This window comes from Frigidibacter sp. MR17.24 (assembly GCF_037095655.1).
Lineage (GTDB): Bacteria > Pseudomonadota > Alphaproteobacteria > Rhodobacterales > Rhodobacteraceae > Frigidibacter.
In genome coordinates this window covers 577,032-602,819 of sequence record NZ_JBAWKE010000002.1, presented here as the reverse complement: position 1 = coordinate 602,819, position 25,788 = coordinate 577,032, and the positions used below count along the sequence as shown (strand labels likewise).

Here is a 25,788-nt window from a genome sequence, read left to right as displayed (position 1 = left end):
CCCCCCCCCCCCCCGCGTCTGTCGACCCCCGCGCGGTCCCCCGCGCAGTCCCTCACGCCGTTTACGGCCGCCCCTGGCGCCCGCGCCAGGCCTTCAGGATGTAGTCGGCGGTCATCAGGTCGAGATGCGCGCCGCCGCCGTTCTTGCACAGCGTGATCTCGTCCTCGGACCCGCGCGCGAAGCGCCCCGATCCGAGGTCGTAGTAATCGGCGATGACGTCGCCGGCGCCGATCACCCCGCGCGCGATCGGGTCCTTCAGCTCGCCGATGTGCTCGATCGTGGTGGCGCGGCTGTTGACGAAGATCCGGGCGCGGGTCAGGGCGGTGTCGTCGACCTCGCGCATGTCGGGGCGGTAGGCGCCGATCAGGTCGAGGTGGGTGCCGGGCGACAGCCAGTCGCCCCGCAGGATCGGCTCCGAGGACATCGTCGTGGTGGCGATGATCTCGGCCCGCGCCACGGCCGCGGGCAGGTCGGTGACGGCCGTGGCCGCGATCCCGGCGCCCGGGCCGGTCGCGACGCTGCCGGCGAGGCGTTCGGCCGAGGCCGCGCTGCGGCTCCAGATCTCGAAGCGGGCGCCGGGGAAGGCGGCGGAATAGGCCTCGAGCATCGAGCGCGCGACATTGCCCGCGCCGAGGATCAGGATCCGGCGCGCGTCGGGCCGGGCGAGGCGCCGGGCGGCGAGCAGCGAATCGCCCGCGGTCTTCCACTTGGTGACCAGGTGGAAGTCGACGATCGCCTGCAGCGTGCCGTCGCGGTCCGAGAACAGGTTCACCGCCCCGTTGACCACCGGCAGGCCCGCGTCGGGGTTGCCGGGCATCACCGTCGCGCCCTTGATCGCGAGGCCGAGCCCGTCGATCCAGGCCGAGCGGGTCAGCAGCGTGTCGGCGCCGCGGTAGAGGAAGGTGTCGGCGACCTCGGCCCGGGGCAGGGCGTGGCCGGCCGCGAGCGCGTCGGTCAGGGCGATCCAGTCGAGATGGGCCTCGGCCTCGGGGCCGACGATGTCGATGGTCTCGGTGGGGGTCTTGGCGGGGGTCTTGGCGGTGGTCATGGCTGATCCTCGGCTGGGGGGCGGGGGGCCGGGAGGTCGCGGGCGGCGGCGCGCATCACCCGGTCGAGCGTGTCGAGAAACCGCGAGCGGTCGGCTTTCGAGAAGGCCTTGTTGCCGCCCTGGCGGAACGGGTCGGCGCTGCGCAGGTCGGCCATCAGGTCGCGGGTGGCGAGCACGTTGCCGATGTTGGCGGGGGTCAGCGCCTCGCCGTTGGGTTTCAGCACGCGGGCGCCGGCGGCCACGCATTTCGCGGCGAGCGGGATGTCCGAGGTGACGACGGTGTCGCCCGGGCCCGCGCGCTCGGCGATCCACTTGTCGGCCTCGTCGGGGCCGTCGGGGACGAAGACCATCTCGACCAGCGGATGGGCCGAGGGGCGCAGGCCGCCGTTCGACACCAGATACATCCGCGCGCCCAGCCGGTCGGCGACCTTCAGGCATTCGTCCTTCACCGGGCAGGCGTCGGCATCGACGTAAAGCGCCATCATTGGATCCTTTCCGCCAGCGCGATCAGCAGCGGCACCGTGACGATGCTGGCCGCGGTCGACACGAGGATCGCGGCCGAGACCCGGTTCTGCGCCGCGCCGAAGTGGTGGGCCAGCATGTAGACGTTGCCCGCGACCGGCAGCGCGCAGGTGGCGATCATCACCTGCACCGCGAAGGGCTCGACCGGGAACAGCCACAGCGCGGCGGCGGCGCAGGCGGCCGGGTGCAGCAGCAGCTTGGCGAGGCTGAGCCAGGCCGCGGGGCCCGGCCGCTCGACGCTGCCGCGCGAGGCCAGCGAGGCGCCGATCGCGAAAAGCGCGCAAGGCGTCGCGGCCGAGGCGAGCGAGGCCAGGAATTCCTCGGCCGGGGCGGGCAGCGGCAGGCGCAGCTGCGCCCAGGCGATGCCGGCGAGCATCGACATGATCATCGGGTTGCGCACCAGCCCGCGCCCCAGCGCGAGGAACAGCGCGCCCGAGATCCGGCCGGCGCGGGCCCCGGCGACGATCAGGGTGACGAGGGTGGAATAGACGATGAGGTCGGTGGTCAGCGTCATCAGGATCGGCCCGGCCGAGGCGGGGCCGAGGATCACCCCCAGCATCGGCAGGCCGAGAAAGCCGGTGTTGCCGGTGATGGCGCAATGCGCCTCCATCGCCGCCTCGACCGGCGGCTGGCGGCGCAGGCGGGCGACGGCGATCGCCAGCAGCCACAGCACCGAGGTGCCGACGAGATAGGCGCCGACGAAGGCGGGGTCGAAGATGCGGCGCAGCGGCAGCTCGGCGGCGAAGCGGAACAGCATCGCCGAGAGCGCGAAGTAGAACACGAAGCGGGTCAGCCAGGCGGTGGCGATCTCGGGGAACCAGCCACGGCGGCCCGCGATCCAGCCAAGGCCGATCAGCGCGAAGAACGGAAGGGTTTTGAGGAAGATGGCCAGCATCGCGGCTGCAGTCGTAGCATGGGCCCGCGGGCGGGGCCAGTGCCACGCCGCACCGCGGCGGCAGTGGCGGCGGGTCGCGATGTGACGGGGGCGCGATCCCGGCGGCGATGGCGGGCGCGGTCCGGCCGGGGTCAGCCGCCGCCGATCAGCGCCCCCGCCGCGAAGACCAGCGCGCCGCCCAGCACGACCTGGAAGGTGGCGCGCAGGAACGGGGTTTCCATGAACCGGTTCTGGATCCAGACGATCGCCCAAAGCTCGATGAACACGATCGCGAAGGCGAGGAAGGTCGCGGTCCAGAAGTCGGGGATCAGGTAGGGCAGCGCGTGCCCGAGCCCGCCCGCCGCCGTCATCACCCCCGAGGCGAGCCCGCGCTTCCACGGGCTGCCCCGCCCCGAGAGCACGCCGTCGTCATGCGCGGCCTCGGTGAAGCCCATCGAGATCCCCGCGCCGACCGCCGCGGCAAGGCCCACGGTCAGCGTCGTCGCCGGGTCGCGGGTGGCGAAGGCGGTGGCGAAGATCGGCGCCAGCGTCGAGACCGAGCCGTCCATCAGCCCCGCGAGGCCCGGCTGCACCCAGGTCAGCACGAACTGGCGGTGGGCGTCGCGGTCCTCGTCGTCGCGGGCGCCGGCGCCGAGGTGGTCGGCGGCCAGGTCCCCGGCGGTCGCCTCGTGCCCGGCCTCGGCCGCGGCGAGATCGCCCAGCAGCTTGCGGGTCGCGGCATCCCGGGTGCGGCCGGCGGCGGCGGTGTAGAACCGCGCGGCCTCGCGCTCCATCGCGGCGGCCTCGCCCCGGATCCGATCGAGCCCCAGCCCCTCGACCAGCCAGACCGGGCGGCGGGCGTAGTAGCCCGCCACGTGTTCGCGCCGGATCAGGGGAATCACCTCGCCGAAGCGGGCGCGGTGACGCTCGATCAGGCGGCGGCGATGCTCGTCCTCCTCGGCGGCCATGCCGTCGAAGACGGCGGCGCTGGCGGGGTAGTCGGCGCGCAGGCGCTCGGCATAGCTGCGGTAGATGCGGGCGTCGTCCTCCTCGGAGGAGATGGCGAGCGCGAGGATCTCCTGCTCGCCAAGGTCGCTGAACCGCCGGCGGTGACCTAGTCCGGGAATCATGGGGGGCTCCGAAACTTAGAATTATTCCAAGTTTAGGATCTGCGCGGTTCGCGTGCAATGGGGAGGGCGGGGGCATGGAACGGCGGCAGCGCGGTGCGCCAGGATGCCGCGGGGTTGAAGGATCGTGCCGGAACGGGCATCTAACAGGTGTTGCAGGTGGTATGTCGAACCGGGTGCCGCATGGGTGCCCGGGGCCGAGCGCGGGGGGCGAGCGCCGCGTGCGCGGGGGATCACCCGCCGCCGCGCGGCCAGTCACCAGGGCTCTTTCGGGAACCTGCGACCGGTTGCGGCGCGTTTCGCTCGTGACTCTCTTTGCGATCGATCGGCCCGGGGTCTAGGGTCGGGATGGAGAAACGAGATGGATGCCATGCCGGACGGACAGGACGACTGCACGCGACAGACCACGGGCCGCACCGAGATCCGCAAGGGTCGAAAGTTCGGCCAGGTCCTTGAGGGCGCCCGCAAAATCTTCCTGAGGGATGGCTACGAGGGCGCGAGCGTCGACGACATCGCGCGCGAGGCCGGCGTGTCGAAGGCGACGCTTTACAGCTATTTCTCGGACAAGAAGCTGCTGTTCCTTGAGGTGGCGAAGTCGGAATGCGGCCGGCAGGCGGAGCAGACGCTGGAGGTGATGGACCTCAGCGAGCCGCCCGAGAAGGTGCTGCGCACCGCGGCCGAGCACATCGTGCGGCTGGTGTCGTCGGAATTCGGGCAGAAGGTGTTTCGGATCTGCGTCGCCGAAAGCGACCGCTTCCCCGAGCTTGGGCGGGATTTCTACCATTCCGGCCCGCATCTCGTGCGTCAGCGGCTGGCGCAGTACATGCGCCTGGCGGTCGAGCGGGGCGAGCTGAGGATCGACGACATCGACCTTGCCGCCGACCAGTTCGCCGAGCTGTGCAAGGCCAACATCCAGGCGCGGCTGATCTTCGGCATCTCGGATTGCTGCGCGGCGCGCGATGCCCAGCGCACGATCAACGGCGCGCTCGAGATGTTCCTTGCGCGCTATGGGGTGCGGGCGCCGGCGGGCTGAGAGCGGGGCCTTGCCGGGGGGCGGCTTCGGCGCGTGTCCCCGGACCGGCGCCGGGGACGGGCCGCGACCTCAGGCGAGGTCGCGCACGATCAGCGAGGTGCCCTGGCCGCGCTTGACCTCGAAGCGGTCGGTCTTGCGCACGAGGTCGCTGAACTTCGACACGCCATAGCTGCGCACGTCGAAATCGGGATTGGCCTGGGCGATGTACTGCCCGACCTGCCCGAGGTTGAACCACTCTCCCTCGACATCGATCGCGCGCATCGCCGCGACGATCAGCGGGATCGCCGATTTCGGATTCTCCTTGGCGCCGCGGGCCGACGGCTCGGAGGACTGGCGCGGCATCGCCGGGATGCCGCCGGCGGTCTCGGCCGGCTCGGGCGTGTCCTCGCCCAGGTTCTCGACATAGATGAAGCGCTTGCAGGCCATGCGGAACGCCTCGGGCGTCTTCTTCTCGCCGATGCCGTAGACATCGAGGCCCTGCTCGCGGATCCGCGCCGCAAGACGGGTGAAGTCGCTGTCCGACGACACCAGCACGAAGCCGTCGAACAGGCCCGAGTGCAGGAAGTCCATCGCCGAGATCACGAGGCCGATGTCGCTGGCGTTCTTGCCCTTTGTGTTGGCGAACTGCTGGTCGGCCACGAGGCCCAGCATCGCCACCTTCTCGGCCCACTTGCCCAGCCGCTGCGCCGACCAGTCGCCGTAGATCCGGCGCACGCTGGCCTCGCCCAGCGTCGCGATCTCCTCGAAGATGGCGTTGGCGTAGTGGGCGGGGACGTTGTCGGCGTCGATCAGCACGCACAGGCGCGCGGCGCGGGCGGTCGGTTCGGGCATGGGGCGGCTCCGTCGTGGCTTGTGGCCTTCTGCCCGAAACCGCCGCGCGGCGAAAGCCCGATCGGCGGCGGTCCGCCCGGATCGGCGCGGCGGGGTCGCGGCGGCGGGGGCAGGGGGCTAGGGTCGGGGGGCGAGCTGTCGAAGGAGGTTCCCCGATGACGATCCGATGCACCGCCCCGCAATGGCCTGCGTCCCGATCCCCTGCGCCCCGGTGCCTTGCGGCGCTGCCGGTGGCGCTGCTGCTGCTGGCGGGCTGCCAGACCGCGCGGCCCGAGCCCGCGGCCGATGCCCCGGCGGCGCCGGGGGCTGCCGACAGCTGCGGTGCGGCCGCGCATCAGGGGCTGGTGGGGCGCGAGCGCGCGGCGGTCGAGCGGACCCGCTTCGCGACGCCGCCGCGGGTCATCACCCCCGGCAGCATGGTCACGATGGATTACGCGCCCGAGCGGCTGAACATCGGCATCAGCGAGGCCGGGCTGGTCGAGCGCGTCTACTGCGGCTGAGCGCCCGGCGGGCGGCGTCCGGGCCTCAGTCGGCGCGGTATTCGCCGTGGCAGTCGCGGCAGGCGCCGCCGACGCCGCCCATGCCGGCCTTGATCGTCTCGACGCTGCTGGTGTCGAGCGCGCCCGCCGCGGTTTCAAGCGCCTTGGCGTCGGCGGCGAAATCGTCCCAGTCCTGCCAGATCGCGGGCAGCGCCTCGCTGGCGGGGTCGGTTTCCTGCGGCTCGAACGCGGCGGGGATCGCGGCGGCGGCCTCGGTCAGCGCGGCCTTCGCGGTGCCGGCCTTGGCCGCGTCGAAGGCGGCCTTGCCCGAGGCCATGTCGCCCAGCACGCCGGTGTTCATCCGGATCGTGCCCATCAGGTCCATGCGGGCCTTGACCACCGGGTTCTGCGCCTCTTTCGGCTGGGCGGCGGCCGGGAGGGCGAGGGCGGCGAGGATGGCGCAGGCGGCGGCGATCCGGGCGCCCCTGGTGGAGAGGATGGTCATGGCGGCTGGCTCCTGTCGATGCGGCGCGCGGGGGCGCGCCCTGTGTCGTCTTCGCAGGCTGCCGTGAAACGGATGCCGCGCCCAGCCATGCTCACGCGAATGTCAGGGCGCCGGGTCGCGTTTGGGGGGGGCGGGTGGCGCGGGCCGTCAGGCCAGCGCCGGGCGCGCGACGCGCGGCTCGCGCACCGGCAGGTGCACCAGCGCCGAGAAGGCACCGACGGCGACGCCGATCCACCACACGGCGTTGTAGTTGCCGTAGATGTCGTACAGCCGCCCGCCCAGCCAGACGCCCATGAAGCCGCCGATCTGGTGCGACAGGAACACGATGCCATAGAGCGTGCCCATGTAGCGCAGCCCGTAGAGATGCGCGACGAGGCCCGAGGTCAGCGGCACGGTGGCCAGCCAGAGCGAGCCCATCACCATCGAGAAGATCAGCACCGAGGCGGGCGTGATCGGCAAGAGGATGAAGGTCGCGGCGGCGATGGTGCGCCCGACATAGATCCAGGCCAGCAGGTATTTCTTGGTGTGGCGGTTGCCGAGCCAGCCGGCGGTGATCGTGCCGACGATGTTGGCCAGCCCGATGACCGAGATCGCGATCGCCCCGAGCGCGGAGGTCGACGAGATCCCGATCGCGGCCAGCGGCCCGGTGGGCGAGATCGCGGCGCACATCTCGGTCACGAAGGCCGGGAAATGGGCGGTGATGAAGCCGAGCTGGTAGCCGCAGCTGAAGAAGCCGAGGAAGATCATGATGAAGGACGGGTCGCGGAAGGCCCGGCCAAGGACGGCGCCCATGCTCTCTTCAAGCTCGGCCTTGGTGGCGCGGTTCGGGGCGCGCAGCATCGGCAGCGCGAAGAGCGCGCACAGGATGATCGCGGCGAAGATCATGAACACGGTCTGCCAGGGGTGGTAGGCCAGCAGCGCCTCGGCCACCGGCGCGCCGAAGACCTGCCCGGCCGAGCCCGCGGCGGTGACGATGCCGAGCGAGAGCGAGCGCTGCTCGGGGCGGGCGGCGCGGCCGACGACCGCGAGGATCACGCCAAAGCCGGTGCCGGCGATGCCGAAGCCCACGAGGATCTCGAGCAGCTGCATCTGCGCGGGGGTGACCGCCCAGGCCGACAGCACGAGGCCCGCGGCGTACATCAGCGCGCCGAGGATGATCGCCAGCCGGTCGCCCCAGCGTTCGGCGATGGCGCCGAAGATCGGCTGGCCGACGCCCCAGGCCAGGTTCTGGATCGCGATCGCCAGCGAGAACTCGGCCCGCGGCCAGCCGAATTCCTGCGCGATCGGCAGCTGGAACACGCCGAAGCTGGCCCGGATCGCGAAGCCCAGCAGGATGATGAAGCAGCCGCCGACGAGGACGGGCGAGATGAGGCCCTGGGGCCGCGCGGTGTCTTGCATGGGGGAGTCCTCTGGCCGGGGGAAACTGCTCCGGACGGTTCAGAAGTCGGTCAAACCGGGCGGGGCGTCAATTGCGCATTTGTGATGCACACAATGACGTGCCGTGATGGGCGGGGCGCGGGGCCGCGCGCACCGCCTTGCCGGGGGGGCGGGCGGCGGCTAAGTCCGGGGCATGAGCCAGAGCCTGTCCGAGATCTATGATGCCCGCGTCGCCTCCGGCGCGATCCGTGGCGACGAAGCGCAGCGCCGGGTGCTGCCCGAGCTGGAGCGGGTGCGCCGCGCGCTCGAGGCGCCGGTGGCGAAGAAGGGGCTGTTCGGGTTCCTGTCGAAGCCGCCCGAGCCGCCGAAGGGGCTGTACCTGTGGGGCGGGGTCGGGCGCGGCAAGTCGATGCTGATGGACCTGTTCGTCGAGAGCGTGGCGATCGAGGCCAAGCGGCGGGTGCATTTCCACGCCTTCATGCAGGAGATCCAGGCCAAGCTGCACGAGGTGCGCAAGACCGGGGTGCAGGACGCGATCCGCCCGGTGGCCGAGGCGGTGGCAGAACGCGCGCGGCTTCTGGCCTTCGACGAGATGCAGATCACCGACATCGCCGACGCGATGATCGTGGGCCGGCTGTTCCAGTACCTGTTCGAGATGGGGACCGTCGTCGTCACCACCTCGAACCGGGTGCCCGAGGACCTGTACAAGAACGGGCTGAACCGGCCGCTGTTCGTGCCGTTCATCGCGCTGATCCGCGAGCGGATGGAGGTGCGCGAGCTGTCGTCGGACACCGACTACCGCCAGGACCGGCTGGCCGGGGCGCAGGTCTATTTCCACCCGCTCGGCGCGGCCGCGGACCGCGAGATGGCGTCGGTCTGGGACGACCTGACCAACAACGGCGACGACGGCGTGCTGAGCCTTTCGGTGATGGGCCGCGCGGTCGAGCTGCCGCATCATCGCGGCCGGGTGGCGCGGGCCTCGTTCTGGGACCTGTGCGGGCGGGCGCTGGGCCCGGCCGACTATCTGGCCGTGGCCGGGGCGGTGGACGTGCTGATGATCGACCACGTGCCGCGGCTGGGGGCCGAGAACTTCAACCAGGCCAAGCGGTTCGTCACGCTGGTCGACGCGCTTTACGAGGCGCGGGTGCGGCTGGTGTGTTCGGCCGCCGACATCCCCGAGCATCTCTACCAGGAGGGCGAGGGCAGCTTCGAGTTCGAGCGCACCGCGAGCCGCCTGCGCGAGATGCAGGGTGCCGACTGGGGTCGCGCGGCCGGCTGAGGGCGGAGGCCTCCGGCGGGGATATTTCGGCAAAGTCGAGCCTGGGCCCGGCGCCGCCCGCGGCGGGGCGGGCGGGTGCCGGCCCGGCCGGAGACGGCGCCGCGACGCCGGGTGGCCGGGCTGCGGCGGGTCAGGCGGCCCTGGCTGTGAGCATGTCGCGCACCAGCGGGATCACCTTCTCGCCATAGAGCCGCACGCCGTCGGCCTGCTCGGCCGGGTCCTGCGGGCCCGAGGAGTATTTCAGGTCGAACCGCGCGAGCCCGAGCCGGCGCGCCGTGCGGGCGATCTTGCGCGCCACCGTCTCGGGGCTGCCCACATAGAGCGATCCGTGCTCGATCTCGCGCTCGTAGTCGGCGCGCTTCAGTGCCGGCCAGCCGCGCGAGCCGCCGATCAGGTCGTGCATCCGCTTGTAGCCGGGCCAGTGGCGTTCGCGCGCCGCGGCGTCGGTCGGGCCGACATGGCCGGGCGAATGCACGCCGACGGGGGCGGGGGGCTGGCCGATCTGCTCCCAGACCTGGTTGTGCAGGTCGACGAAGGGGCGGAACCGGGCCGCGTCGCCGCCGATGATCGCAAGCATCAGCGGCAGGCCGTGGGCGGCCGCGCGCACCACCGACTGCGGGCTGCCGCCGACGCCGATCCAGACCTTCGGCGCCGCGCCCTCGGGGCGGGGATAGACCGTCGCGGCCTTCAGCGGCGGGCGGGTGGTGCCCGACCAGCTGACCTTCTCGTCACGCAGCAGCCGGGTGAACAGGTCGAGCTTCTCCTCGAACAGCACCTCGTAGTCGTCGAGCGCGAGACCCATCAGCGGGAAGCTCTCGGTGAAGCTGCCGCGGCCGAGGATCAGCTCGGCCCGCCCGTTCGACAGCGCGTCGAGCGTCGCCAGCCGCTGGTAGAGCCGCACCGGCTCGTCCGAGGACAGCACGGTGACGGCGGTGCCGATGCGCAGCCGCGTCGTCCGCGCGGCGACCGCGGCCATGACGATCTCGGGCGCCGAGACGGCGAAATCGGCGCGGTGATGCTCGCCGATCCCCAGGAAGTCGACGCCGGCCTGGTCGGCGATCACCGCCTCCTCGACCAGGTCGCGCAGCACCTGGGCGTGGCTGTTCGGCCGCCCCGCCGTCGCGGTGACATCGCCGAAGGTGTCGAGGCCCAGCTCGATGGACGACAGGTCGGTGGTCATGGCGGGTGCTCCCTTGGATCGGCGGCGCGCCGGGGCGCGCGGTACGGTCCGGCCAAGGTAGGGGGTGGGGCGGGGCGGGGCAACGCCGGGGCCTGTGCGGCGGCAAAGGGGGGCTGTGCGGCAGGTGCGGCGGACCCCGCGCCGGGCGGTCGGCGGTGGCGGGGACGGTGGCTGGCCCATGGCCGAGCGGTCCGGCCGGGCCGGCGGCCGGGCCGCGCGACGGGCTTGGGTGACTGGCCCAAGTGATTGGCCCGCGCGAAGGGCCCGCGGACTTCCACGCGGACCTGTCCCGCGGCAAGGCCGGGCGGGCACGCTGCCGGCGACCGCGACCGGCCGGGGCGTGGTGCGCCGCGGGCCGGGTCGCCGCCTTCGTGCCAGGCAGAACGCCGGCCCCTCTCGGAGGGCCTCAGCCGTTCTCGCGCAGGATCGCGCCGGCGAGGTAGAGCGAGCCGCAGATCAGGATCCGCGCGCCCGGCGCCGCGGCGGCGATGCGCGCGACGGCCTCGTCGACCGAGTCCGCGGTGCGCGCGGCGATGCCCGCCGCCTCGGCCGCGGCCGCCGTCGCCTCGGCGGGCAGGGTGTTGGCCTCGCCCGGGATCGACACCGCCGTCAGGCTCTCGGCCCGCGCCGCGAGCGGGCGCAGGTAGCCCGCGATGTCCTTGGTGTTGAGCATCCCCACCACCAGGTGCGTCGGCCGCGCCGGCATCCGCGCCAGCGTCGCGGCCAGGGCCTCGCCCGCGGCCGGGTTGTGCCCGCCGTCCAGCCACAGCTCGGCCCCGGCCGCGGCGGTGACGATCGGCCCGGTCTTCAGCCGCTGCATCCGCGCCGGCCAGAAGGCGCGCGTCACCGCCGCCTCGCAGGCCTCGGGCCCGGCGCCGAGGTGGCGCAGCGCCGCCAGCGCCGTGCCGGCATTGTCGATCTGGTGCACCCCCGGCAGGTTCGGCAGCGGCAGGTCCAGAAGCCCGGTCTCGTCCTCGTAGACCAGCCGGCCGGCCTCTTCGCGCACGTGCCAGTGCTGGCCCGCGACCAGAAGCGGGCAGCCGAGCCGCGCCGCGCGCGCCTCGATCGCCGCCAGCCCCGCCTCGGCCTGCGGCCCCACGACGCAGGGGATGCCGCGCTTGAGGATCCCAGCCTTCTCGCCCGCGATCTCGGCCAGCGTCTCGCCGAGATACTGCTGGTGGTCGAGCGAGACCGGCGTGATCACCGTCAGCCGCGGCGCCTCGACGACATTGGTCGCGTCGAGCCGGCCACCGAGCCCGACCTCGAGCAGGGTCCAGTTCGCGGGCACCCGGGCGAAGGCGAGAAGCGCCGCGCAGGTGGTGATCTCGAAGAAGGTGATGCTCTCGCCGCCGTTGCGCTCCCAGCACTCGTCCAGAAGCGCGGTCAGGTCGGCCTCGGTGATGATCTGGCCCGCGACCCGGATCCGCTCGTGGAACCAGGCGAGGTGCGGCGAGGTGTAGGCGTGCACGCTGGCGCCGCCGGCCTCGAGCCCGGCGCGGATCATCGCCTGGGTCGAGCCCTTGCCGTTGGTGCCCGCGACGTGGATCACCGGCGGCAGCGCGCGCTCGGGGTGGCCGAGCGCGTCCAGCAACCGGTGCATCCGGTCCAGCGTCAGGTCGATGATCTTCGGATGCAGCGCCATCATCCGCGCGAGGATCGCGTCCGAGGTGACGCGCGCCGCGGGCGTGGTCACTTCTTGGCGACCTTCGCGGGCGCGGGCGCTGCCGCGGCGGGCGCCGCGGGGGCGGCGGCCGGCTGCGGCCCGGCCTCGGCCAGCTCGGCCGGCATCTCGACCGCCGGTTTCGGCGCGGGCAGGTCGCCGGCGACGGCGGCAGGCTGGCGCATCATCATCCGGATGATCGTCACCAGCTCCTCGCGCAGCGCCTTGCGGTGCGTCACCCGGTCGAGCATCCCGTGATCGAGCAGGTATTCGGCGCGCTGGAAGCCTTCGGGCAGCTTCTCGCGGATCGTCTGCTCGATCACGCGCGGGCCCGCGAAGCAGATCAGCGCGTTCGGCTCGGCGATGTGGACGTCGCCCAGCATCGCGTAGGAGGCCGTGACCCCGCCGGTGGTGGGGTGGGTCAGCACGACGATGTAGGGCAGGCCCGCCTCTTTCAGCAGTTCGACCGCGACCGTGGTGCGCGGCATCTGCATCAGCGACAGGATGCCTTCCTGCATCCGCGCGCCGCCGGCGGCCGAGAACAGGACCAGCGGGCGCTTGAGTTCGACCGCGCGGCGGGCGGCGGCGATGATCGCGTTGCCGACGTACATGCCCATCGAGCCGGCCATGAACGAGAAGTCCTGGCAGGCGGCGACGACGGGGGTGCGGGCGATCTCGCCCTCGGCCACCAGCATCGCTTCCTTCTCGCCCGTGGACTTCTGCGCGGCGCGCATCCGGTCGGGGTATTTCTTCTGGTCGCGGAACTGCAGCGGGTCGGCCACCGCCTCGGGCACCTTCACCTCGGTGAAGATGCCGCCGTCGAACAGCGCCTGGAAGCGCGCCCGCGGCGTGATCGTCATGTGGTGGTCGCAGCTCGTGCAGACGTTGAGATTCTCAACGAGCTCGCGGTGGAACAGCATCGTCCCGCACTCGGGGCATTTGGTCCACAGGTTCTCGGGAATTTCGCGCCGCGAGAAGAGCGAGTTGATCTTCGGGCGGACGTAGTTCGAGATCCAGTTCATGCGGGGCAAGCTTTCGGTCGCGTCGGGTTGCGACCCGAGATAGGACAGCCGCAGGCGAAAAGCAATCGACCGGCCTGCCGCACCGCGCAGGGCGCGCGCCGGGCGGGCCCTGTGTGGTGCGGCTGGATGCGGCGAAATGCGGCGGGACGGCGATGGCGGAGAGGGGACGGGCGGTGGCAGCGAGGCGGGCGGGACGGATCTGGCGCGGCGCGATGCGCGCGGCGGCGCTCGGCCCGGCGCGGCGGGCGGGATCCGGTGCCCCTGACGCTGGCCCTGTCGTTCGCCCTGTCGCGGGTGCGCTCGCGCTGGTGGCGGGGATGGCCGCGGGCGCCGTGGCCGGGCTGGGGGGCACGCCGGCGCGGGCCGATGCGCCGCTGCGCGTCAGCGTCGACGGCCGGGCGCTGATCGTCACCGGCCCCAGCGGCTATTGCGTCGATCGCGACGCGGCGCAGAGTTCCGAGCAGGGGGCGGTGATCGTGCTGGGCAGCTGTGCCGCGCTGGGGGGCGGGCGCGCGGCGCCGGACGGCCCGCCCGCGATCCTGACCGCGGCCGTGGCCTATGGCGACCGCGGCGACGGGGGCGCGCTGCTCGACCAGCTGGAGAGCTATTTCGCGACCGCCGCGGGGCAGGCCGCGCTGTCGCGCAGCGGCGACGGCGCCGGTCTGACGGTGCTGGAAAGCCGGCGCGAGGGCGATGCGCTCTTGCTGCGGATCGAGGATTCGGGGCCGGGCGGCATCGCCGATGTCGCGCCGCGCTACTGGCGCGCGGTGCTGGTGCTGCGCGGGCGGCTGGTGACGCTGAGCGCGCTGTCGCCGCAGGCGCGGCCGCTTGGGGACGCGGCGCTGGAAGAGGTGCTGGCGGCCTTCGCGGCGCGGATGGCGCAGGTCAACCGCCGCGCCACGCCCTGACCGGCCGCCCGGTGAATTGCGGGGGTTTTCGGCAGTTTGCGCTTCCCCTCGGGCGGCGGGCATGGGATCACTTGTCCAAGACCGGCATCGGAGCCGAACCTTCGTCGGCCCCACCGCGACCGGAGTGCCTATGCCAGACCGTCCCGACAGTTTCCTCGACCGGTTCGCGCTGAACCGATCGCAGCAGTACTGGACGCGGCGGGCCGAGGCGGTCGGCGATCTTGCGCCCGAGGATCTGCGCGCGCTCAACGACCGGGCCGGCGCGCTGCGGCGCCAGCTTGAGCGGGTGATGCACCAGGCGACGGGGCGGCTGGCGCTGCCGGCGGCGGGCGCGCCGGTCGAGGCGCCGCTGGGCACCGACTGGACCTGGCGGCCCGAGCTGTGGTGCGGACCGGTCTGGCCGGCCGGGGTCGCGGGCGTCGCGCCGCGTGGCCGGCTGGGGGCCGAGCTGACGGTGTTCCACGACTGCCCCGCGCACGAGATCAGCCTGCGCCAGCTGCGCAACGGCCGGGCCGAGCATGGTGCGGCCTATGGCCTGCAGGTCGAGGTGCTGCATTTCGAGGGCACGTTCCTGAGCCTGGCGCTGGATCTGCCCGAGGCGGCGGTGCAGGGCCTGCAGCTGCGCCACCTGATGCGGCTGTCGGTGGTGGCCGAGGCCGAGCGCCCGATGGAGATCTACGCGCGGCTGAACGTCCGCCACGGGCCCAACACCGAGCAGATCGTGCTGGGCCTGCCGGCGCAGGGCGGCGGCACCGTCGAATTCGACCTTGCCTACACCAAGATGAACGAACGGCGCGTCGACCGCGCCTGGCTGGACCTGATCTTCGACGGGCCGGCCTGCAACGCGGTCGCGATCCGCGACCTGACCCTCGGCCGCCGCCCGCGGTCGGATTTCTGAGAAGCGCCGCCATGTCCGATCCGATCGTCACCGATGCCCGCATCCGCCACGGCCGCTGGGAGGCGACCGTCGTGCTGCCCGACGGCGCCGGCGACGGGATCGAGATCCTGCACGAGGGCCGCGCGCTGGCGGGGGTCGAGGTCGCGCCCGACCCGGTGGCGCCGGGGCGCAGCCGGCTGGCGGTGGCGATACCCGCCGAGCTGCTGTCGGACGGGGTGCAGACCTTCCTCGTGCGGCTGGCCGGTGCGCCCGATGCCTTCGCGCGGTTCTCGATCGTCACCGGCGTGCCGGTCGAGGATGATCTGCGCGCCGAAATCGATTTGCTGCGCGCCGAGCTCGACCTGCTCAAGCGCGCCTTCCGCCAGCACCTCGTGCGTCAGGGCGGGTAGCGGGCGCCGCGCACTCTCCCGCAGCGTGCATAATCTGCCCGAAATTTGGACTGATATTGAATAACCATCGGAAATGACGTCATCTTGAAGGTGACGCTATCGGTGTTGGCACGTGGTCTTGTCTGTGGGTGCGCGGCGTTTTCGAGGGCAGCCGGCCGGGCGGGCGCGTCGTGCGATGGTGTTTCTACGCCGGTAACCATCGGTGTCGAAATCCCGAGATTTGACGCCTCGCCTCCGTAATCCTGCCCGAATTGGCACCGATACCGGAGCGCACAGCAAGAGTGTCTATGCGAGGTGCACAATGGATCGACTGACTGAGATGGAGGCCTTCGCGACGGTTGTGGACCAGGGCGGTTTCACCGACGCGGCCAAGAAGATGGGGATCTCCAAGTCCGCCGTTTCCAAGCATGTTTCCGCGCTGGAGGCGCGCCTGGGGGCGCGACTTCTCAACCGCACGACCCGCCGCGTCAGCCCGACCGAGATCGGCCTTGCCTATTACGATCGCGCCCGGCGGGTGCTGAACGACGCGGGCGAGGCGGATGCGCTGGTCACCTCGATGCAGTCGGCGCCCTCGGGGCTGCTGCGCATCTCGGTCGCCACAGATTTCGGCGTGAACCTGCTGTCGCCGGTGCTGGGGGATTTCCTGGGGGCCTTCCCCGAGATCACCGTGAACATGGTGCTGAACAACCGCTACGTCGAACTGATCTCGGAAGGGTTCGACATGGCGATCCGGGTCGGTGACCTTGAGGATTCGACGCTGCGCGCCCGCAAGCTGACAGACACCACGCGCCGCATGATCGGCTCGCCCGCGTATTTCCAGAAATACGGCCGGCCCACCAAGATCGACGACCTGAACGAGCACAAGCTGCTGCACTATTCCAACCAGAGCTCGGCCAGCGTCTGGCGCATCACCGCCCCCTCTGGCGAGAAGCGCCAGGTGCGCACCGCGGGCTGGCTGACGGTCAACGACGGCCAGTCGCTGCTGAACGCCGCGATTTCTGGGCTGGGCATCGCCTACCTGCCGTCGTTCCTTTACGCCGATGCGATGCGCAAGGGGCTGGTCGAGGACGCGATCCCCGAGCTGCCGGAAGAGACGCTGGGCATCTACGCCGTCTATCCGCCGGGCCGCTTCACCCAGCCGAAGGTCCGCGCCTTCATCGACTTCCTCGCGACCAAGTTCGCGGAGAAGGGTCCCGACAAGTGGTGACGGCCCGTCAGGGCCTACCATGCCGACAGTCTTGCTAGCGGGTCGAGGTCAGCACCACCTCGACCCGTCTGTTTTTGGCGCGGCCCTCGGGCGTGAGGTTGGTGGTCAGCGGCGAGAGGTATCCCACGCCCTGCGCCTCGACCTGGCCCGCCGCGACGCCCAGCAGCTCGACCAGCCGGCGCCGCACCGATTCGGCCCGCTGCGCCGACAGCGCCCGGTTCGCCTCGGCCGAGCCCTCGGTGTCGGAATGCCCGACCAGCGTCACCCGCCGGCCCGGATCGGCCTCGAGCCAGTCCGCCAGCGCGGCGAGCGAGGCATAGTCGCCCTCCTGCAGCTCGGCCGAGCCGGTGGGGAAGGCCAGATCCGCAAGCACGAGGCTGCCATGTTCGGTCAGCGCGGCGCCGACGGCCGTGGCCGCGGTTCCGGCTGCGGTTCCGGCCGCGGGCGGCTCGGGGCTTGGCGCGATGCCCTGCGCCGTGCCCTGCGCCGTGCTCGGCGCGGGGGCCGGTGCGGTCTGCACCGGCGGCGGGTCGGCGGGGGTGACGAGGCTTGCCTGAACGAAGCCGTGGTTCGGGCTGCGGCTGACCCACAGGGCAAGCCAGCTGTCGCCGGCGTCATCGCGGCGCCGGGCGAGGAAATAGCGGAAATCGCCAAGGTCGATATGCATGCCCGGCTCGGGCAGGACGGGCGAGTCGTAGCGGAAGTCGAAGCCGCCGCAGCCGTCGGTGTCGCAGTCGAAGACGGGCGCGAAGCCCGCGGCCTCGGCCTGGCGGCGCAGCGGGTCGAGCAGCGCCAGCGTCGCCACGTCGCTGTCGCGGATCTGCCAGGCGGTCTGGCTGACCGCGCCCTCGGCCTCGACCGAGGGCACGGCGGTGCCGTCCCAGGCGCCCGAGGGCAGGCGGAGGCTGCCGAAGGGCTCGGCCTCGGTCGCGCGCTGTTCCGCGCCGGCGGGCAGCTGGATCGGCAGGCCGGGTGCCGTCGGGGCCACCGCCGGATCGACGGCGGTCTCGGCGGCGGTTTCGGCGGCGGTTTCGGCCGCGGGAGCGGCGGGGGCGGTCCCGTCCTGCGCCAGCGCCGAAAGGGGCAGGAGGGGCGCGAGAAGCGCGAGGGCGGCAGGCGCGAGGCGCGCCCTCATCCGCTGGCCCCGGCGGCGCGCAGCACCCGGTAGTGATAGCCCGGCCCCTCGGTCATGCCGCAGCGCGCATAGAGCGCGCGGGCCGGGGCATTGGCCTCGGTCACCAGAAGCGTCAGGCGGTCGCAGCCCTGCCCGGCGGCCCAGTCGGCCGCGGCGGCGAGCATGTCGGCGGCCAGCCCGCGGCGGCGGAAGGCGGGCAGGACATGCAGCGCGTGCAGCGCCGCGACGGGCCCGAGGCTGCCGACATAGGCCGCCCCCGCCGGCCGGTCGCTGTCGCGCCCGAGGATCGCGGTCTTGGCGCCGGTCGCGCGGTCCATCACCGCGACGCGGGCCGGGCCGATGCCGTCGGCCTCCCAGATCTCGCGCTGAACCGCGAGCGGCGGCCAGATCGCGAAGCAGCGCTGGCCGCCGAGCGGGCGCGCCAGTTTCGCGACCGGCGCAGTGAAGGTCACGACCGCGTCGTGGCGCAGGTAGCCGCGCGCCGCGAGCCGGGCATCGAGATCGGTCTCGTGCGGGCGCAGACGGAAGATCGGCTGCTGGTCCGCGGCGCGCATCCAGGCCTCGGCCGCGTCGAGATCGGCCTCGGTCGTGCCGGGGCCGGCGGTGGCGGCGCTGACGCGCTGGCCGCCGCCGTCGCCCCGGCGCAGGGTGACGGGGCCGTGCCGTTCGGTCGCGGCGGCCGGCCAGCTTGCCTCGAGCGCGGCCAGCACGGGATCGGATGCGGGATCGGACAGGGAATCGGACACGGGCAGGCTCATGCGGCGGTTTCGGGGAATGCCCCGGCCAGCGCGGTCATCGCCGCGTCGACCTCGGCGGCCTCGGGGCCGCGCACGACGAGGTTGGTGCCGAAGGCGCCGTTCGACTGGAACGGGTAGGAGCCCATCGTCACCCCCGGATGTGCCGCGGCGAGCGCGCCCAGCACGCCCGCGACCTCGCCCTCGGGGCGCATGACGCGCAGCGTCTGCGACAAGAGCGGCCGGCCGCCGGTCATCAGCGGCAGCACCGAGGCGACCATGGCCTGGAAGACCGAGGGCACGCCGGCCATGACGTTGACATTGCCGATGGTGAAGCCCGGCGCGACCGAGACCGGGTTGTCGATCAGCGTCGCGCCCTCGGGGATCCGGGCCATGCGCAGGCGCGCCTCGTTCAGCTCGACCCCGCGGGCGGCGTAATGCGCGGCCAGAAGCGCGCGGGCGTCCTCGCGCACGTCGACCGTGGCGCCGAAGGCCGCGCCGACGGCGTCGGCGGTGATGTCGTCATGGGTCGGGCCGATCCCGCCCGAGGTGAAGACGTGGTCGACCCGGTCCGACAGCGCCCGGACCGCGGCGACGATGCCGTCGTGGTCGTCGGGGACGATGCGGACCTCGCGCAGGTCGATGCCGATGCGGCTGAGCTCGCCCGCCAGGTAGTGGGCGTTGCCCTCGCGGGTGCGGCCCGACAGGATCTCGTCACCGATGACGAGGATGGCGGCGGTCGGGTTCGGCATCGGGTCTCTCCGGGATCGGGTCTGGGGGCGGTGACGTCACCTGTCGGGCCAAGGTATAGGCCTGCGACCCCGGGCGGGAAAGGCCGGGCTCTGGCCAAGGCAGCGGTTTGCGCCTATCTAGGGCCGACAGTTTTCAGCCGATGCGAGGGCGGTACAGTGGACGATCCGAGCGGGCGTCTGACCAGGGACGGGATCAGGATCTACGAGCAGGGCGATTTCGCGGGCATGCGTGCCGCGGGGGAGATCGCGGCGCGGATCCTCGACGAGGTGGCGCCGCTGGTCGAGCCGGGCACGACGACGGGGGCGATCGACGCCTTCATCACCCGGCGGGTCGGGGAGCTGGGCGCGGTCTCGGCCACGATCGGCTACCGCGGCTATCAGCACGCCTCGTGCATCAGCGTGAACCACGTGGTCTGCCACGGGATCCCGGGGGCGAAGGTGCTGAAGGACGGCGACATCCTCAACATCGACGTGACCGTGATCCTGGACGGCTGGTACGGCGACACCAGCCGGATGTACGTGGCCGGCAACCTCAGCCGCAAGTCCGAGCGGCTGCTGCAGGTGACCCATGACGCGCTGATGCTGGGGATCGAGCAGGTGCGGCCCGGCAACACCTTCGGCGACATCGGTCACGCGATCCAGGCCTATGTCGAGGCGCAGCGGATGAGCGTCGTGCGCGACTTCTGCGGACATGGCGTCGGCCGTGTGTTCCACGCGCCGCCGAACGTGCTGCACTACGGGCGCAAGGGCTCGGGCGCGGTGCTGGAGGAGGGCATGATCTTCACCATCGAGCCGATGGTGAACCTCGGCCGGCCCGAGACCAAGGTGCTGGCCGACGACTGGACGGCGGTGACCCGCGACAAGTCGCTCTCGGCGCAGTTCGAGCATTCGGTGGGCGTGACCGCCGACGGCTGCGAGATCTTCACCCTGAGCCCGGGCGGGCGGTTCCACCCGACCTGGGGCTGAGGACGCGCGCCCGGCGGGGAGAAGGCGCTGCCCCCCCGGGCCGGGAGGGGGCGCTGCCCCCGGCTCCTGCGGAGCCTCCCCCGGGATGTTTCGGCCAAGGCGAACGGGGGCGGTAGGGGGCTCCGCCCCCGCGCGTGCCGCGCTCCCCCGGGATATTTGGGCAAAGTCGAGGAGCAGGGGCCGTGGGTCCCTTGCCCTTTAGAGGGCCGCCGTCGGGGCGTCGGCCGGCCTTTCAGTCGGCCTTGCGGTTCTTCTCGGCCGCGGCCTTCATCCGGGCGAGCAGCGCCGACTTGTCCTCGCGCGCGCCGAAGGGGTTCTTCGCCGCGCCCTTGGCATTGTGCTCGGCGTGCTTGGGCGTGTTCTTGTCGGGCTTGGCGCCGCCGGATTTCTTGTAGTCCATCGCTCAGATCCTTCCTGATCCATCGAAAAACCCCCGCAGGCTCGCGCCCCGGGGGTTGATCTTGTCGCGGGGTCGCCCCCACCAGCGTAACAGACCCCGGAGGGATCGAAGATGCGCTCAGAGCGCGCCTTCGCGCTGGGCCTTCTTGCGCGCCAGTTTACGGGCGCGGCGGACGGCCTCGGCCTTCTCGCGGGCTTTCTTCACGGACGGTTTCTCGAAATGCTGCTTGAGCTTCATTTCGCGGAACACACCCTCGCGCTGAAGTTTTTTCTTCAGGGCACGAAGCGCCTGTTCGACGTTGTTGTCGCGAACGCTGACCTGCATGTGGTTGTCACCACCTTCCTAAGCTAGAGTTTCTTCGCAGGAAGCCGCCCCATAGCAGGTGCCGGGCGGTCTGTCCAGTCCCGGTGCCGCGGGCGCGGCGGCTTTGCGGGATGGTCGTGCGGGGTGGGGCGATAGCGCGGAACGGGGGCGGGGGGCGCGGGGTTGCATCCGGAGGGGCGCCGTGGCCGTATGACGCCGACAGGGGCCGCGTCCACGGCGACCGCGCCCCCGCCCGGCACCCGGGCGAGACCCCCGAGGAGGCATCCCATGACCGACTTCGATCCCCGCAGCGACGCTGAAACGGCCGACCTGCAGGCGCGCCTGCTGGACGCGATGCTGCTGAACGTGCCCTTCGACGGCTGGTCCGAGACCGCGTTCCGCGAGGCCGCGCAGGCGGCCGGCGTCGACCTGCCGCTGGCCCGGGTGATCTGTCCGCGCGGCGCCGTCGACCTGGCCGTGGCCTATCACCGGCGCGGCGACGCGGCGATGCGGGCGGCGCTTGGGGCCGAGGACCTGTCGGGGCTGCGGTTCCGCGACCGGATCGCGCGGGCGGTGGAGCTGCGGCTGACGGCGGCGGACCGCGAGGCGGTGCGGCGCGGATCGGCACTGTTCGCACTGCCCCAGCATGCCGCGACCGGGGCGAAGCTGGTCTGGGAGACGGCCGACGCGATCTGGGACGCGCTGGGCGATTCGTCGGACGACATCAACTGGTACAGCAAGCGCGCGACGCTGTCGGCCGTCTATGGCGCCACGGTGCTTTACTGGCTTGGCGACGAGAGCGAGGGCGGGGCGGCGACGCGCGCCTTCCTTGACCGGCGGATCGGCGACGTGATGGGGATCGAGAGCGCGAAGGCACGGGTGAAGGACAGCCGGGTGCTGAGCACGCTGTTCGCCGCGCCGATCTGGCTGGCCGGGCGGGTGCGGGCGCCGGGGGCGCGGGGCGCCAGCGCGGGTGGCGGTGCCAATGCCGAGGGGCAGGGCCGGGCATGAGCCTTCCCGACACGATGCGCGCCGTCGAGATCGCGGCCCCCGGCGGGCCCGAGGTGCTGACCCCCTGCGAGCGGCCGGTGCCGGTGCCGGGCGCGGGCGAGATCCTGATCCGCGTGGCCTGGGCCGGGGTGAACCGGCCCGATGCGCTGCAGCGGGCCGGCAGCTATGCGCCGCCCCCCGGCGCCTCGCCGCTGCCGGGGCTGGAGGCTGCGGGCCATGTCGCGGGACTGGGGCCGGGCGTCGGCGGCTGGGCGCTGGGCGACGCGGTCTGCGCGCTGCTGCCCGGCGGGGGCTATGCCGAATACGTCGTCACCCCCGCGGCCCACGCCCTGCCGGTGCCCGCGGGCATGGGCCTGCGCGAGGCCGCCTGCCTGCCCGAGACCTTCTTCACCACCTGGTCGAACGTCTTCATGCGCGGCAGGCTGCGGGCGGGCGAGCGGTTCTTGGTGCACGGCGGCTCGTCGGGGATCGGCACGACGGCGATCCAGCTGGCGAAGGTCTTCGGCGCCCGGGTGTTCGCCACTGCCGGCTCGGCCGAAAAATGCGCCGCATGTGCGCGGCTGGGCGCGACCGCGATCAACTACCGCGAGGCCGATTTCGTCAAGGTCCTGCGGGCCGAGGGCGGGGCGGACCTGGTGCTCGACATGGTCGGTGGCAGCTATATCCCGCGCAACATCAAGGCGATGGCCGAGGATGGCCGGCTGGTGATGATCGCCTTCCTCGAGGCGCCGGTGGCCGAGCTGAACTTTGCCCAGATCATGGCGCGGCGGTTGACGGTGACCGGCTCCACCCTGCGGCCGCAGTCCGAGCTGGCCAAGGCGCGGATCGCGGCCGAGCTGCACGACAAGGTCTGGCCGCTGCTGGCGGCGGGGCGGATCGCGCCGGTGATGGACAGCGCCTTCCCGCTGGAGCGCGCGGCCGAGGCGCATGCCCGGATGGAAAGCTCGGGCCATATCGGCAAGATCGTGCTGGAGGTCGCGCCGTGACCCCGTCCGCAGCGGCCCCGCCCGGCGGGGTCGTGCCGCGGATGGGGTTCGGCACCTGGCTGCGCACCGGCGACGAGGCGCTGGCCTGCATCGCCAGCGCCGCCGAGGCCGGCTATCGCGCCTTCGACACCGCCGAGCGCTATGGCAACGAGGTCGAGGTCGGGCGCGGCATCGCCGCGACGGGGCTGGCCCGCGACGAGGTCTTCGTGACCTCGAAGGTCTGGTGGGACCACCTCGCGCCGCAGGCGATGCGCGACGCGATCCGCGGCTCGCTCGACCGGCTGGGGATGGACCGGCTGGACCTGTACCTGATCCACTGGCCCTCGCCCGGCGGCGAGGTGGCGGTCGAAAGCTATATCGAGACGCTGTTGCAGCTGCAGGACGAGGGGCTGGCGACGCATGTCGGGATCTCGAACCACACGCTGGCCCTGATCGGGCGGGCGCGGGACGCGGCCGCCGGCCGGCCGCTGGCGACGAACCAGGTCGAGCTGCACCCGTTCCTGCAGAACCGCCGCATTGCCGCCGCCTGCCACGCGGCCTCGATCCCGCTGACGGCCTACCTGCCGCTGGCACGGGGACGGGTCGCGCAGGATCCGGAGCTTGCCGCGATCGCGGCCGAGCTTGGCGCCACGCCGGCGCAGGTCTCGCTGGCCTTCCTGATGGCAGAGGGGCACGCCGTGATCCCGTCGTCGTCGAAGCCCGCGCGGATCGTCGAGAATTTCGGCGCGACCCGGCTGGCGCTGAGCCCGGCGCAGATCGACAGGCTGCGCGGGCTGGACCGGGGCGCGCGGTTCACCGATCCCGGCTTTGCGCCCGCCTGGGACTGAGCGCCCGCCTGGGACTGAGCGCTAGCGCGGCGGCGGCATCCGCGCGTCGGGCAGGCGGCAGTCGCGGATCGTGTCGGCGCCGCAGCGGCGGAACGACAGGTCCCGCGTCAGGCAGATGCGCACCTCGCGGATCAGGCCACGCTCGCAGGTCACGGTGATGCCGTCGGCCGCAAGCGCCGGGTTCGCGTCGAGGAATGCGTCCTCGACCACCGAGGCGGGCAGATCGACCTCGCGCGGCAGGCCGGTCAGCACCGGCGGGATCGCGACCCGCGCCAGCGCGGCGCGGGCGGTCGCGAAATAGTCCTGCGCCGAGAGGCCCGAGCAGCGGCCATGCTTCTTCCATTCGTACCAGGCAAGACCGCCCGAGCCCATGACGTCGGCCATCCGCGCGCTTTCGGCCCGCGAGGGGTCGCGCGCCGGGGTGCGGCAATAGCTTGGCCAGCCCCGTTCGTTCTGCGGCCAGAGCCCGTGCAGCAGGAAGCCGCGGCGTGCGCCGGGGCGGCACTCGGCCGCGTCGCCGTCGTCGCCCCCGAGCGCGCAGAAGCTTGGCGACCAGCTCAGCGCCAGCAGGTAGTAGTCGAAGGCCCCGGCGGCCTCGCCTTCCGCCCGGGTCGCAGGGGCGGGCGCGGCCAGCAGGGCAAGGGCGGCAAGCGCGAGGCGGGCGGCGGCTTTGGGCTGCATTTCCTCTTCCCTCGCGTCGGTCTTGGCACTATATGACCCGGTGACTTCCCTGAAAACGTGGAAAGGCGGGCCGGACAGGACCGCAGCCGTTTTCCCGGCACGGGAGAGATTTGTAAAGGAGCGATCCGATGTCCAAACCCTTGATGGCCAAGGCGACCGCGGTCTGGCTGGTCGACAACACCACGTTGAGCTTCAAGCAGATCGCGGATTTCTGCGGCATGCACGAGCTTGAGGTCCAGGGCATCGCCGACGGCGACGTGGCGACCGGCGTCAAGGGATTCGACCCGATCAGCCACAACCAGCTGGAGCAGGTCGAGATCGACAAGGGCGAGAAGAACCCGCTCTACAAGCTGCGGCTGAAGGCCAACCCGAATGCCGCCGGCGAGGAAAAGCGCCGTGGCCCGCGCTATACCCCGCTGTCCAAGCGTCAGGACCGTCCGAACGCGATCCTGTGGCTGGTGAAGTTCCACCCCGAGCTTGCGGATGCGCAGATCGCCAAGCTCGTCGGCACCACCAAGCCGACGATCGCCTCGATCCGCGAGCGCACGCACTGGAACATCGCCAACATGCAGCCGATCGACCCGGTCGCGCTGGGCCTGTGCCGCCAGTCGGAACTGGACGCGGCCGTGCAGAAGGCCGCCAAGAAGCGCGCGGCGGATGGCGCGGTGATGACCGACGACGAGCGGCGCAAGCTGGTGTCGACCGAGCAGTCGCTGTCGATGTCGGCCGAGCCGCGGATGCCCTCGTCGATCGCCGGGCTGGAGAACTTCACGCTGTCGAAGCCCGAGCCCGAGGAAGACGAGCGGTCGGCCAAGGACTTCTCGGATGCCGAGAGCTTCTTCAACCTGCCGCAGGGCGATGACGACGACGAGGACGAGGACGACGACCGGCGCTGAGCGCCGGCATCGATCCGGCCGGCCCGGCCCGCTCTCCTGGACCCCCGCAGCGCCCGCTTCGGGGGTCTTTTCGTGTCAGGGCCCTTGGCCCGGTCGGGCCCATGGGCCTCCGGTGGTCCCGGCGGCCCCGCGGGGTGGTTGCGCAGCGGGGCTCAGACCCGCTTGCGGGCCCGGAGGGCGGCCTGGATCGTGCCGTCATCGAGGTAGTCGAGTTCGCCCCCGATCGGCACGCCCTGCGCGAGGCTCGTGACCTGCACGCCCCGGTCCTCGAGCGCCTCGGCGATGTAATGCGCCGTGGTCTGGCCGTCGACGGTGGCGTTCAGCGCGAGGATCACCTCGGTCACGCCCTCGTCGCGCACACGCTCGAGCAGCAGCGGGATGCGCAGCTCGTCGGGCCCGACGGCGTCGAGCGCCGACAGCACGCCGCCCAGCACGTGGTAGCGGCCGCGGAACGCCCGCCCCCGCTCCATCGCCCAGAGGTCGGCCACGTCCTCGACCACGCAGATCTCGCCGGTGGCGCGGGCGGGATCGGCGCAGACGGCGCAGAGGTCGCCGGTGCCCAGATTGCCGCAGCGCGCACAGTCGCGCACGGCCTCGGCGACGTGGCCCATCAGCTCGGCCATCGGCGCCATCAGTGTCGCGCGCCGCGCCATCAGGTGCAGCACCGCGCGGCGCGCCGACCGGGGCCCGAGCCCCGGCAGCCGCGCCATCGCATCGATCAGCGCCTCGATCTCGCGCGTACCGTCGGACAAGATGGG

The 25,788-nt window shown here is 72.4% G+C and carries 29 protein-coding genes; 12 read left to right on the top strand and 17 right to left on the bottom strand.

Annotated features, from left to right (window positions below):
- Positions 1 to 61: 61 nt before the first annotated feature.
- The 4 genes from V8J39_RS10200 to mbfA form a co-directional block, all read right to left on the bottom strand.
- Positions 62 to 1,048, bottom strand: a complete 987-nt coding sequence (locus V8J39_RS10200; protein ID WP_336460772.1) for an ornithine cyclodeaminase family protein — start codon at positions 1,046 to 1,048, stop codon at positions 62 to 64.
- Positions 1,045 to 1,533: a YaiI/YqxD family protein gene (locus V8J39_RS10195; RefSeq protein ID WP_336460771.1), complete on the bottom strand. Its 489-nt coding sequence runs from the start codon at positions 1,531 to 1,533 to the stop codon at positions 1,045 to 1,047. Before V8J39_RS10195 ends, V8J39_RS10200 begins: the two co-directional genes overlap by 4 nt.
- Entirely contained in the window at positions 1,530 to 2,465 is a 936-nt protein-coding gene (locus tag V8J39_RS10190) for an AEC family transporter (RefSeq protein ID WP_336460770.1), read from the bottom strand. The genes V8J39_RS10195 and V8J39_RS10190 overlap by 4 nt, the downstream gene beginning before the upstream one ends.
- 131 nt (positions 2,466 to 2,596) lie before the next feature.
- Positions 2,597 to 3,574 carry an iron exporter MbfA gene (gene mbfA / locus V8J39_RS10185; protein ID WP_336460769.1) on the bottom strand — a complete coding sequence of 326 codons (978 nt, stop codon included), beginning with the start codon at positions 3,572 to 3,574 and terminating at the stop codon, positions 2,597 to 2,599.
- A 367-nt stretch (positions 3,575 to 3,941) separates the two neighbouring features.
- Here mbfA and V8J39_RS10180 point away from each other — a divergent pair, with 367 nt between their 5' ends.
- Positions 3,942 to 4,604 carry a TetR/AcrR family transcriptional regulator gene (locus V8J39_RS10180; protein ID WP_336461200.1) on the top strand — a complete coding sequence of 221 codons (663 nt, stop codon included), beginning with the start codon at positions 3,942 to 3,944 and terminating at the stop codon, positions 4,602 to 4,604.
- Between the two features lie 69 nt (positions 4,605 to 4,673).
- Here V8J39_RS10180 and V8J39_RS10175 read toward each other — a convergent pair whose 3' ends face one another.
- On the bottom strand, positions 4,674 to 5,435 hold the full coding sequence (locus V8J39_RS10175; protein WP_336460768.1) for an NYN domain-containing protein: 762 nt from the start codon (positions 5,433 to 5,435) through the stop codon (positions 4,674 to 4,676).
- A gap of 155 nt (positions 5,436 to 5,590) precedes the next feature.
- Between V8J39_RS10175 and V8J39_RS10170 the strand changes: the two genes are divergently transcribed.
- Positions 5,591 to 5,935, top strand: coding sequence for an I78 family peptidase inhibitor (locus V8J39_RS10170; protein ID WP_336460767.1), 345 nt, complete (start codon positions 5,591 to 5,593; stop codon positions 5,933 to 5,935).
- A 25-nt stretch (positions 5,936 to 5,960) separates the two neighbouring features.
- On the opposite strand, the gene V8J39_RS10165 is transcribed toward V8J39_RS10170, so the two are convergent.
- Both V8J39_RS10165 and V8J39_RS10160 read right to left on the bottom strand, forming a co-directional pair.
- Positions 5,961 to 6,419, bottom strand: a complete 459-nt coding sequence (locus tag V8J39_RS10165; protein WP_336460766.1) for a c-type cytochrome — start codon at positions 6,417 to 6,419, stop codon at positions 5,961 to 5,963.
- 147 nt (positions 6,420 to 6,566) lie between these two features.
- On the bottom strand, positions 6,567 to 7,817 hold the full coding sequence (locus V8J39_RS10160) for an MFS transporter (protein ID WP_336460765.1): 1,251 nt from the start codon (positions 7,815 to 7,817) through the stop codon (positions 6,567 to 6,569).
- A gap of 172 nt (positions 7,818 to 7,989) precedes the next feature.
- On the opposite strand from V8J39_RS10160, the gene zapE reads away from it, so the two are divergent.
- Entirely contained in the window at positions 7,990 to 9,075 is a 1,086-nt protein-coding gene (gene zapE / locus V8J39_RS10155) for a cell division protein ZapE (protein ID WP_336460764.1), read from the top strand.
- Between the two features lie 130 nt (positions 9,076 to 9,205).
- Here the strand turns inward: zapE and V8J39_RS10150 are convergent, their stop codons facing one another.
- The 3 genes from V8J39_RS10150 to accD form a co-directional block, all read right to left on the bottom strand.
- Positions 9,206 to 10,255 (bottom strand): LLM class flavin-dependent oxidoreductase, encoded by a 1,050-nt coding sequence (locus V8J39_RS10150; RefSeq protein ID WP_336460763.1) that lies wholly within the window; start codon positions 10,253 to 10,255, stop codon positions 9,206 to 9,208.
- Between the two features lie 406 nt (positions 10,256 to 10,661).
- The gene (locus V8J39_RS10145; RefSeq protein ID WP_336461199.1) at positions 10,662 to 11,900 is read right to left on the bottom strand and encodes a bifunctional folylpolyglutamate synthase/dihydrofolate synthase; all 1,239 of its coding nucleotides are present in this window, start codon (positions 11,898 to 11,900) and stop codon (positions 10,662 to 10,664) included.
- Positions 11,901 to 11,944: 44 nt separating this feature from the next.
- A complete protein-coding gene (gene accD / locus V8J39_RS10140) occupies positions 11,945 to 12,937 on the bottom strand; it encodes an acetyl-CoA carboxylase, carboxyltransferase subunit beta (protein WP_336460762.1) in 993 nt (330 codons plus the stop codon).
- Positions 12,938 to 13,254: 317 nt separating this feature from the next.
- On the opposite strand from accD, the gene V8J39_RS10135 reads away from it, so the two are divergent.
- The 4 genes from V8J39_RS10135 to V8J39_RS10120 all read left to right on the top strand — a co-directional run bounded on the left by V8J39_RS10135 (position 13,255) and on the right by V8J39_RS10120 (position 16,339).
- On the top strand, positions 13,255 to 13,845 hold the full coding sequence (locus V8J39_RS10135) for a hypothetical protein (RefSeq protein ID WP_336460761.1): 591 nt from the start codon (positions 13,255 to 13,257) through the stop codon (positions 13,843 to 13,845).
- A gap of 130 nt (positions 13,846 to 13,975) precedes the next feature.
- Complete coding sequence (locus V8J39_RS10130) at positions 13,976 to 14,743, top strand: DUF6478 family protein (protein ID WP_336460760.1); 768 nt, start codon at positions 13,976 to 13,978, stop codon at positions 14,741 to 14,743.
- 11 nt (positions 14,744 to 14,754) lie between these two features.
- The gene (locus V8J39_RS10125; RefSeq protein WP_336460759.1) at positions 14,755 to 15,132 is read left to right on the top strand and encodes a hypothetical protein; all 378 of its coding nucleotides are present in this window, start codon (positions 14,755 to 14,757) and stop codon (positions 15,130 to 15,132) included.
- Positions 15,133 to 15,433: 301 nt separating this feature from the next.
- A complete protein-coding gene (locus V8J39_RS10120; protein ID WP_336460758.1) occupies positions 15,434 to 16,339 on the top strand; it encodes a LysR family transcriptional regulator in 906 nt (301 codons plus the stop codon).
- A gap of 34 nt (positions 16,340 to 16,373) precedes the next feature.
- Here V8J39_RS10120 and V8J39_RS10115 read toward each other — a convergent pair whose 3' ends face one another.
- The 3 genes from V8J39_RS10115 to V8J39_RS10105 are packed head-to-tail and all read right to left on the bottom strand — an operon-like array spanning position 16,374 to position 18,960.
- Positions 16,374 to 17,474, bottom strand: a complete 1,101-nt coding sequence (locus V8J39_RS10115; RefSeq protein ID WP_336460757.1) for an OmpA family protein — start codon at positions 17,472 to 17,474, stop codon at positions 16,374 to 16,376.
- Entirely contained in the window at positions 17,471 to 18,220 is a 750-nt protein-coding gene (locus V8J39_RS10110) for a GNAT family N-acetyltransferase (RefSeq protein WP_336460756.1), read from the bottom strand. The genes V8J39_RS10115 and V8J39_RS10110 overlap by 4 nt, the downstream gene beginning before the upstream one ends.
- A gap of 8 nt (positions 18,221 to 18,228) precedes the next feature.
- Entirely contained in the window at positions 18,229 to 18,960 is a 732-nt protein-coding gene (locus V8J39_RS10105; protein ID WP_336460755.1) for a competence/damage-inducible protein A, read from the bottom strand.
- Between the two features lie 156 nt (positions 18,961 to 19,116).
- Between V8J39_RS10105 and map the strand changes: the two genes are divergently transcribed.
- The gene (map, locus tag V8J39_RS10100; protein ID WP_336460754.1) at positions 19,117 to 19,926 is read left to right on the top strand and encodes a type I methionyl aminopeptidase; all 810 of its coding nucleotides are present in this window, start codon (positions 19,117 to 19,119) and stop codon (positions 19,924 to 19,926) included.
- Between the two features lie 232 nt (positions 19,927 to 20,158).
- On the opposite strand, the gene V8J39_RS10095 is transcribed toward map, so the two are convergent.
- Together V8J39_RS10095 and rpsU are read right to left on the bottom strand one after the other, a co-directional pair.
- Positions 20,159 to 20,326, bottom strand: a complete 168-nt coding sequence (locus V8J39_RS10095; RefSeq protein ID WP_336460753.1) for a hypothetical protein — start codon at positions 20,324 to 20,326, stop codon at positions 20,159 to 20,161.
- Between the two features lie 117 nt (positions 20,327 to 20,443).
- On the bottom strand, positions 20,444 to 20,650 hold the full coding sequence (gene rpsU / locus V8J39_RS10090; protein ID WP_011748553.1) for a 30S ribosomal protein S21: 207 nt from the start codon (positions 20,648 to 20,650) through the stop codon (positions 20,444 to 20,446).
- A gap of 267 nt (positions 20,651 to 20,917) precedes the next feature.
- On the opposite strand from rpsU, the gene V8J39_RS10085 reads away from it, so the two are divergent.
- The 3 genes from V8J39_RS10085 to V8J39_RS10075 are packed head-to-tail and all read left to right on the top strand — an operon-like array spanning position 20,918 to position 23,453.
- Positions 20,918 to 21,640, top strand: a complete 723-nt coding sequence (locus V8J39_RS10085) for a COQ9 family protein (protein ID WP_336460752.1) — start codon at positions 20,918 to 20,920, stop codon at positions 21,638 to 21,640.
- Entirely contained in the window at positions 21,637 to 22,626 is a 990-nt protein-coding gene (locus V8J39_RS10080; RefSeq protein WP_336460751.1) for an NAD(P)H-quinone oxidoreductase, read from the top strand. The genes V8J39_RS10085 and V8J39_RS10080 overlap by 4 nt, the downstream gene beginning before the upstream one ends.
- The gene (locus V8J39_RS10075; protein ID WP_336460750.1) at positions 22,623 to 23,453 is read left to right on the top strand and encodes an aldo/keto reductase; all 831 of its coding nucleotides are present in this window, start codon (positions 22,623 to 22,625) and stop codon (positions 23,451 to 23,453) included. Before V8J39_RS10080 ends, V8J39_RS10075 begins: the two co-directional genes overlap by 4 nt.
- Before the next feature lie 21 nt (positions 23,454 to 23,474).
- On the opposite strand, the gene V8J39_RS10070 is transcribed toward V8J39_RS10075, so the two are convergent.
- Positions 23,475 to 24,134 (bottom strand): ribonuclease T2, encoded by a 660-nt coding sequence (locus V8J39_RS10070; protein ID WP_336460749.1) that lies wholly within the window; start codon positions 24,132 to 24,134, stop codon positions 23,475 to 23,477.
- 128 nt (positions 24,135 to 24,262) lie between these two features.
- On the opposite strand from V8J39_RS10070, the gene V8J39_RS10065 reads away from it, so the two are divergent.
- Positions 24,263 to 25,030, top strand: a complete 768-nt coding sequence (locus V8J39_RS10065; protein ID WP_336460748.1) for a DUF1013 domain-containing protein — start codon at positions 24,263 to 24,265, stop codon at positions 25,028 to 25,030.
- 152 nt (positions 25,031 to 25,182) lie between these two features.
- Here the strand turns inward: V8J39_RS10065 and recR are convergent, their stop codons facing one another.
- Positions 25,183 to 25,782 carry a recombination mediator RecR gene (gene recR / locus V8J39_RS10060; protein WP_336460747.1) on the bottom strand — a complete coding sequence of 200 codons (600 nt, stop codon included), beginning with the start codon at positions 25,780 to 25,782 and terminating at the stop codon, positions 25,183 to 25,185.
- Positions 25,783 to 25,788: the final 6 nt, after the last annotated feature.